Genomic DNA, 7291 nt, shown 5'->3' with positions numbered 1-7291 from the left:
GGACGCAAGCGATTGGCACGTCGCGCGGTGGAAGAACAAGCAAAATCCATTGCTTGGCCGATGATTGCGGCAGACCGGTCGCGTTCAGCTTAACACCGGGAAACATTGCCGACATAAAAATGGCAATTCCATTATTAGAGGTCGCTCGCCCTAGCAGGCGTCTGTTAGCCGACAAGGCATATGATGCTGATGGTCTTCGAGACTGGCTTAATAATGCCCGCATTAAGGCTATCATTCCCTCTTCGCTAGCACGAAAGAAACCCTATCCTTTAGATTATAGCGCATACAAGCGTAGAAATGTCATCGAACGGCTTTTCTGCAGGCTCAAAAACTGGCGACGCATTGCAACGAGATATGATAGCCTCGCAATAAACTATCTCGCCGCAATTGCTCTTGTTTCTACAATCATCGCATGGGTGTAATTGAGTCCTCATCCTAAGCAGTCGCGTTAAGCCGCGCGTTGATTTCAGCAACGAGGCCATTAACCGCAGGGCGGTAACGGCGCACTTCATGGTTGGCGACCTTAAAGGTGGGTGAGGTGTCATCAACATCGACGGGGGCAATCGCAAGCAGACGCTCGCATGCGGCGGGAAGGGCGGCAACGACAGGGTTCACGGTGTCAGCATCGGGACGCCATGCTGTTCGACCAGCCCAGATAATGCGCGGCGTGGCATTCACGGCTGAGGGAATCTCGGACACATTCGCGAGACATTCCGCAATCGCTGCAGATGTGACGGCAACATCGGCCCCTTCCTTGACGCGGAAGATGGTTACGTCCGCCCCGGCATTCAGTCCGGTAAGCTGGGCGTTGATCCCTTTGACAGCATCGGCGAGATAGCCGGTGCCAAGTGCTTCAACGGCATCGCCATTGCTTGTGGAAATGCGAACAGGTGTATCCTCTGGATATTCAGAAGCTGATGCATCGTTTGAAGTTTCGATGAGCAGTATTTTTGAAAAGTCTGCGCCGAGAACCGGCAACGGTTCGTCATTTGGCCGCGTGAAAGTCATGCCGAAAGTCGGTGTCGACATTGGGTTCGCTCCTTTAATTTTAGGGTATGCCCCGCCACGGGCTGATTTCGGCAACAAAAAAACCCGGCGCGATGGCCGGGCTTGTTGAATGAAAAAAGCCCGCAGAGCGCGGGCTTTCGGTTCGTCTATTTATTGGCCGCCATCGGCCAGCCTTGGTTCGATTTGTCTATACTTCAACTGTATTGCGTTTGGTCTGCTCCACATGCCTATTTGCTTGAAAAAGGTGTGAGAAGGCGTCAGTTGATGAAACATGTTGATCAAACAAGACTTTCTTGTATGCCGTTACGGCATTTTCTTCAGAGAAAAACTTTCCGCGAGCTATCAGCGCATCGCGATCATGCGGAGTATCCAATTGATTTAGTATAGCAATACCCAGTGCATCACTATCTTCTACTGGAACAAGTTTCCCAATCTCACCATTCATCAAGATTTCAGATGGACCGCTCGGGCAATTGGTGCTTACGACCGGACAACCACATGATAGCGCTTGGATTAGCACTCCCGGTAGACCTTCATAACGGGAGGAAAGCACAAATAGAGACGCCCGAGATAAATACTTAAAGGGGTTCTCAACGAATCCTTCAAACGAAACATGGTCTTCGATGTGCAGTTCTCGCGCGAGTGCTTTCAGTTCATCAAGCTGCGGCCCTTGTCCGAGGATAACCAAGCGAGCAGTGCGGCTCTCAAGAACCTTAGCAAAAGCTTTTAGAAGGTTTGGATAGTCTTTCTGTGGTTTCAACTTCCCGACAGCGACAATCACAGGTATCGCATCATCCTTGAACCACAGATGATCAACATCTTCCTTTGTTTGTTCTTCCAGCTTTTTATTGTAAACAGCATTGTAAATTGCATGGACACGTTCAGCAGGAAACCGGAGTGTCTGCTTTAAATCCTCGGCCACTCCCTCGGACACACCAACAATAGCGTCTGCCTGCATAAAGAAATGTCGTAAGGTCGGTATAGTTAAACGACGACGCCATGATGCACTGCGGTGGCGGTCTTGGCTCATCTGATTGCGTTGACCTAACACCATTCGTGTTCTGACGCCGGTGGCGGATCTAGCAACGACGGCTGCTACGTTGCCATAATCGAGTGCGGTTAAAAGAGCCGTTGGCTTGTTTTTTAAAAGATACCGCGCAAGGCCTGGGATCACTGCCGCAGGCTTTGGTGAACTCGGCATAAGCAATAGAAGCAACAAAAACACAAGTTCTTTTGGTTGCTTGCGCAACAGCCAGATAGTTTTCCAAACGGGCTCTTTTTTTAGTTTGATTAATCGCACGCGTGGAGAAACTTGTTTCGTAAAAACACCATTATCGTTGAGAACAAGCAGATCGACCCGCGTGCCGCTGGCAGCAATCGCGTTTGCAAGATTAACAGTGGAGCGCTCGGTTCCACCACCTTGAAGTGACTTAATGAAGATTGCCACATCCCGATCAGCATTCACGTTAACGCCCCCTGCCTAATAAATACCCGGAACACGAGTCCTTTTTCTGACAACATGTGTCAAGACGGTTCAGGAGAGAGATGGGGATCAAGTCAAATTAATTGCTGCTTCCCACATTGCATCGATATCTTCCGGTGTCTTGCCAATAGATGGCATGGCACCGATCAAATCAAAAAGTGTATCTGTGCGTGAAAACATCTGTACATCGGCCAGTTTGTTCTTGCTGATGGTGCGCTTCGGTTCTTCCATATCCTCAATCGCGGCATTGATTTTTTCGCGCAGGCCCGGCTCAAGATCAATGATCGTATTAACGCGCCAGCGTTCCAAGTCTGGCATGATAAGACGCTTCTGCTCGGCGGAAGGGGCGACATATTCACTGATGGAACCGTATTCGCCGGCAACCGCTTTCTGCCATATTTCTTGACCATATGGCGTTGTCTCATGAGCAGCCGTCGCAAAAGGGATTATTCCTGCACCTTCCAAGTCTACAGTACAGGAGAGTAACGTATGCTCAACATTTCGCCATTGTAGATTTTTTACTGATTTAATGACGCTGTTATTGCTATCCGTTATGAATGGTTCATCAGTCATTACCAAGCCCTTTTAAAGAGACTAACGCGTTGAGCGGAATTATATGTTTTGGCATAGCCCATCATTCTCCATGTGCCCGTCGGACTTTGCGCTATCGCTCCATAGTCGGTTGACGAGTATTGCAGACGGCTACCATCAATTAAGTCACCTGGGGATGCAGGCGTTTCATTGATGCATTTACAAACCGCATATGTGCCGACTTCACCAACGCCAGCGGCCGCAATCCAGTCCCGTGCGCGCCACCACACTTCACCGCGTACAGTGTTGGCTCTATCATCGGCGTATTCCTGAGCGCGTTTTTCGATGCGGTTAAAGATTGCCGTATAAGCATCGCTGGAACCCCAATTCGACCATACTGCGCCAACAACATTGCCGTTGGACTCCAATCTTGATGAGCCGTCACCGGCATAGAGCCATCCCTTTGCGACTATATCTACGGGGGACACGAAGGTGCCATTGGTCTGAAAGCGGAACTCCTGTCCATTCAACCATACGTAGGCCGCACCGTTTGCCCGTTGTCCAAATTCGGAATACCAAGTCTGATCCCGCGTGAAGAAATTAATCCAACTGTCACCTGCGCCTGTGTTGCGAAACACGCCGCGCTTTGAACCGCTACCGGCAGAGATGAACTCGTTGTCGACCTGTAAACTTCCGGTCAGCCTTCCACCGGTCAAAGGCAGATAATTCATCGCGGGCAACTGTCCGGTTGGCACTTTGCCTGTGCTGTCGAGACTGGCAACGCCATCGGCCTTGCCCTTGTCGACTGTCCCGAGCGCATCAAGGTTGGAACGTCCCTGTGCTTTTTGTGCAAGGCTGAACGCCTGTGCGGCGTCAACCCTGAGCCTCCATCCAAGGGCGGCGCTCACCGTTGCTGCAAACTGCGGGTCGTTACCGAGTGCATCGGCAAGCTCTTTGAGCGTGTCGAGTGCCGCGCCAGAGCCATTGACCAAATCGCTGACGGCTTGCTGAATGGCGGCGGCAACTTGCGTTGCCGTCATGCCATCGGTGATGCCGTATCCGCCAAGGGTGGTCGGCCTATCAAGCAGTTCAGCAAATGAATGCTTGTGGTTTGAAAGCGCCGTTTCCGTCGCCTTCATCTGCACGTCTATGGCAAGCAGTGACGTGGCGATATTGCCGATTTCTGCGATCTGGAAGCCTTTGGGGTTTGGAACCGGCCAATGCTGGCTGGATGAGGCTGACCCGAAGTTCGTCAATTGCAGAAATGACCCGCCACCGAAGCGCCGGAATGTTGGAGACGCAATTCGTGATGAGGCGAGACGATTAGGAGTTTTGACAGATGAGCCAGATTACCACCGCACCGGATACCACGACGAAGGCAACGCAGGCGGACATGTTGAGGTGCTTGACCTTGCTTTCCGTCCTAGCCACAAAAGTTTCGGGTAGCGATGAAGTCAATATTGCGGCCTATTACATCGCGCTTGATGACGTTTCGCGCTTCGCTCTCGAAACTGCAACACGGCAGATCATTCAGGGTGCGCTTGGTAGCGGGTCCACCTGTTCTCAGAATGCAATGTGAGAAGGTCATGCGGCCTATCCGCGAGGCTGCAAGTCGCGAGAAAAAAATGCGTCGAGCTTATTCAGACTTGGCAAATGCCAGAAGCGCGATGTGCCGAACGCTGACCCCAGATCAACAAGTACGCAGGCTTGCCGTTCTGGATAAGTTTTTTCCTGTTCTAGCCGCAAAGGAGAAGCTGAAATCGGTACAAGCTCACCACTGAAATTATTTCGTCAGGGTTTGGACACGCTTGATATTTCCGAGCTTCTATCAATTCCAGAGCATGAAGTTTTGAGTTCGATTTTCATAGAGCGCAGCCACGAAACCCGCAAAAAGCACGTTTTGAAAAAAGAGATTTAACATGAAGTCAGAAGCCGTTTTGATTAACGAATATATAGCGAGAAAAGGCGTTCGTAGGTTCGAGCGTGGAGCATCAAGCGGCTATGATGCATTGCAGCATTTCCTATATGCGCGTGGTTACGACATGCGGCGCATTCAAACTATCTACTCTTTAAAGAAAATCGGTCGTCCCGGCTTCGGCAGGCGAATGGGATGGGTGAAGCTTATTGCGTTTGTTGATGAGTTGCGGCTGGCCGAAGGACTGGAGCCGTTCAACGTCATAAAATTTGCTGCTTAGTAGGAGGATTAAATGCAGGCTCGACCAACCCCGCAGAAGTGGCAACCAAAAGAAAAAGTCGTGTTTTTGAGCACTGAAAATCCAGATTTTAATCCGGCGCGTCCTCAGACAAGTTTCAACCGGCGTAAAGTCAAGCTGCCTCACAACGCGAAAGAGAGTGCGATTATCACAATGGCCGCGCGCGGTCATTTGAACACCTCTCAACTTCAAGCGGCTAAACGGTTTTGCCATTATTACGAACGCTTGGGCGGATCGGGCGCAGGTTCATTCGACTATAGCAGGGAGCCTGTAGACGGCGGCTGCACGCGCACAACCATAAGCGAAAGCCAGATTGAGGCAGGCCAGCAGCTTAAGCAATGCCGGGATTTGCTCGGCATCGTAGGCTATGATCTGATCAGCAAAGTTGCAGGGCAAGGCTTAAGTCTCGACAATATTTGCAGTGACAAACGGCGGAAGAACTATGCCGCTGATCACCTGCGCGATTGCCTTGATGTGCTGGCGGTTCATTGGGGATATGTTTCACCAAAAATCACAAGCTGGAGGGCTTGACCCGGTAAACCGAAAGAGTGATTAAGTAGTTATGGTGATGATTTGCGCCACAGAGAAAACGGCTTTGAGGCCGCTTTTTCATTTCACTTTTGTAACGAGTGCTTGCAAAATGATAATTATTGGAAAGTGCGCACCGATTTTTATCAAAGCTCCGCCAATTGTGAGTATTAGAATTCCTAAGGGTTCTATTTCGTTAAATCTGCGCTTCGCCTCTATAAGCATTTTGTTAAAAATGATCATAGCAAATAAGCAGCTCACAGTTTCAAATGTGTTGCCGTAAATCTTACTAAAATCCATCGATAGCGGGTTAATTTTATGCACGAAGCAATATATGGCAATGAGCGCTATAAGTGTTGCGTGGAGATTAATGGCGCACTTCTGTGAGCCTATAACCCATGAAATAGAAATTTTTATTATCCGCTTGTTAACAGTCATGAAAGCACCCTCATAAATTAGAAGTGCTATCACCGAGTTTATTTTTGATTCGAACAAGACCCAGGAATTTGTGGGGCAAATTTTAAGAAAAATCTGTGTCTCCCTAATGGAAGACAACTGACACTTTCATGATGGCATTAGGCTAAAAGCACGTAGCGGCTTATATTTTTAAGCCCAAGAAGCCGTAGTTCGGGCGTGCGTTTAAAGCCCCACGGCTTTGCGCAGGGCTTCGTGCATGTTTGCACGCCAGTTCTTCCCGCTCGCCTTGAACTTGGCTACTATAGCAGGATCAAGGCGGAGAGTTACGGCCTCTTTTGGGTTTTCGACCTTCGGCCTTCCTCTTGAGCGCTGTATGCTTTCATATAGTTCTGGCAGTGCGTCTTTGAATGGCTTGGCCTTTGCCATATCGGATTTGGTGATGCGCGGATTGTCAGATACATCATCCCAATCCTGCTTGGTGTAACCGTGTTCATCGCCATGTTTGGGTCTAAATTTGATAGCCATCAGATCAGGTTCCTTTCATCCTTACGGGCAGGGCGCATTGAAATCACTGAGAGCGCTTCTGTGCCGAGGGTTATGAAGATCACAACGATTGTTCCATCTGCAAGACGGCCAATAGCTTGAAGCCGGTTATTCTTGGCTGGTAGTACTTTGGAGTTCTCAAAGAACTCAATAGTGAGCGATGCAAAATCCATGCCGTGCTTGGCAAGATTGGCTTCGCGTTTTGGTTCGTCCCATACGATCTTCATATGAATTTATGTACACGAAAAATAGATGGGCCGCAACAATAAAAGTGTACGAATAATATAAAAGAACACGAAAATAAGCGAGACATGCACAGGCGCATATTTCTGAGAATGCTCGTCCTCGCGCTTGTAGCTGTTGCAGATAGCGTTCGTTTAAGTCTTGTTTTACCGTGCCGGTTCACATTGAGCGCAACCAAAATGCGCCGATGCCGATAAAGAAAAGCACGAGCGACAGAGCGGCAAGCCCAACGCCCACTTTGTTAAGCTTTTTCGCGATTTGCTCATGCTCTTTCTCTGTCGATCCTCGATAATGACTCGAATACTCCTGGTTAGACAGATAAGCG

At 49.4% G+C, this 7291-nt stretch carries 10 protein-coding genes; 4 read left to right on the top strand and 6 right to left on the bottom strand.

All coding sequences use genetic code 11. From position 1 onward, the window contains the following. The coding region (locus ABE530_RS19200) for an IS5 family transposase (protein WP_499695665.1) at positions 1 to 422 on the top strand (422 nt) is incomplete at its 5' end. Between the two features lie 13 nt (positions 423 to 435). On the opposite strand, the gene ABE530_RS19195 is transcribed toward ABE530_RS19200, so the two are convergent. The 4 genes from ABE530_RS19195 to ABE530_RS19180 form a co-directional block, all read right to left on the bottom strand. Next, entirely contained in the window at positions 436 to 1029 is a 594-nt protein-coding gene (locus ABE530_RS19195; protein WP_499695664.1) for a hypothetical protein, read from the bottom strand. 166 nt (positions 1030 to 1195) lie between these two features. Continuing rightward, on the bottom strand, positions 1196 to 2473 hold the full coding sequence (locus ABE530_RS19190; RefSeq protein ID WP_499695663.1) for a glycosyltransferase: 1278 nt from the start codon (positions 2471 to 2473) through the stop codon (positions 1196 to 1198). 87 nt (positions 2474 to 2560) lie between these two features. Then, entirely contained in the window at positions 2561 to 3064 is a 504-nt protein-coding gene (locus tag ABE530_RS19185) for a hypothetical protein (RefSeq protein WP_499695662.1), read from the bottom strand. After that, positions 3064 to 4278, bottom strand: coding sequence for a hypothetical protein (locus ABE530_RS19180; RefSeq protein ID WP_499695661.1), 1215 nt, complete (start codon positions 4276 to 4278; stop codon positions 3064 to 3066). Before ABE530_RS19180 ends, ABE530_RS19185 begins: the two co-directional genes overlap by 1 nt. 83 nt (positions 4279 to 4361) lie before the next feature. Between ABE530_RS19180 and ABE530_RS19175 the strand changes: the two genes are divergently transcribed. From ABE530_RS19175 to ABE530_RS19165, 3 genes are all read left to right on the top strand, one after another. After that, positions 4362 to 4601 (top strand): hypothetical protein, encoded by a 240-nt coding sequence (locus ABE530_RS19175; protein ID WP_499695660.1) that lies wholly within the window; start codon positions 4362 to 4364, stop codon positions 4599 to 4601. 340 nt (positions 4602 to 4941) lie between these two features. After that, entirely contained in the window at positions 4942 to 5217 is a 276-nt protein-coding gene (locus ABE530_RS19170) for a hypothetical protein (protein WP_499695659.1), read from the top strand. Positions 5218 to 5229: 12 nt separating this feature from the next. Continuing rightward, positions 5230 to 5766, top strand: coding sequence for a hypothetical protein (locus ABE530_RS19165; protein WP_499695658.1), 537 nt, complete (start codon positions 5230 to 5232; stop codon positions 5764 to 5766). A gap of 636 nt (positions 5767 to 6402) precedes the next feature. Here ABE530_RS19165 and ABE530_RS19160 read toward each other — a convergent pair. Further along, the gene (locus ABE530_RS19160) at positions 6403 to 6705 is read right to left on the bottom strand and encodes a BrnA antitoxin family protein (RefSeq protein WP_499695657.1); all 303 of its coding nucleotides are present in this window, start codon (positions 6703 to 6705) and stop codon (positions 6403 to 6405) included. Continuing rightward, positions 6705 to 6950, bottom strand: a complete 246-nt coding sequence (locus ABE530_RS19155; protein ID WP_499695656.1) for a BrnT family toxin — start codon at positions 6948 to 6950, stop codon at positions 6705 to 6707. Before ABE530_RS19155 ends, ABE530_RS19160 begins: the two co-directional genes overlap by 1 nt. Between the last annotated feature and the right edge of the window lie 341 nt (positions 6951 to 7291).

This window comes from Brucella sp. TWI559, assembly GCF_039674265.1.
In the GTDB taxonomy this organism is placed as follows: domain Bacteria; phylum Pseudomonadota; class Alphaproteobacteria; order Rhizobiales; family Rhizobiaceae; genus Brucella; species Brucella chromiisoli.
This window is presented reverse-complemented; position numbering and strand designations above follow the sequence as displayed.